This is a genomic window from Pseudomonas sp. RA_35y_Pfl2_P32, from assembly GCF_963970735.1.
Classification (GTDB): Bacteria; Pseudomonadota; Gammaproteobacteria; order Pseudomonadales; family Pseudomonadaceae; genus Aquipseudomonas.
On record NZ_CAXAQF010000353.1, the window covers coordinates 1 to 441 of the forward strand.

Here is a 441-nt window from a genome sequence, read left to right on the forward strand (position 1 = left end):
TGAAGTCGAGCAGCACGGCCGCGACGTCCGGATGCTCCCGCATCAGGGTGCGGCCTTCCGCTGCGGAATAGGCCGACAGGATCTCCAGTCCCTGTCCGTTCAGATTGTAGTCGGACAGCGCAAAGCGGGTGCTCTCATGCACCGCATGATCGTCGTCGATGACGGCGATCTTCCACTTCCGGGCCGAATGGTCGTCCTGGTCAACTCCGCTATCCTCGATCAGGTGGAGGACATCGTCCTGTTCGGCCATTGGGAAGTCCCGTCAGTCTCTGTGCTTGGCGCGCCGCCCTTGGCGAGGCGGGGCATGATAATGCGAAAAGTGGTGCCCTGTCCCAGCTTGGATTCCAGCATCATCCGTCCGCCCAGCTGCCGGGTGACGAGGTTATAGACGATATGGAGGCCAAGTCCCGTCCCGCCTTCATTGCGCCGGGTCGTAAAGAA

The 441-nt window shown here is 61.5% G+C and carries 2 protein-coding genes; both read right to left on the minus strand.

Features of this window, described 5'->3' with window-relative positions; all coding sequences use genetic code 11:
- Positions 1-250: hypothetical protein (locus AACY45_RS28665; RefSeq protein WP_339548850.1), on the minus strand; the 250-nt coding region annotated here is incomplete at its 3' end.
- Positions 220-441: ATP-binding protein (locus AACY45_RS28670; protein WP_339548851.1), on the minus strand; the 222-nt coding region annotated here is incomplete at its 5' end. The genes AACY45_RS28665 and AACY45_RS28670, both read right to left, overlap by 31 nt.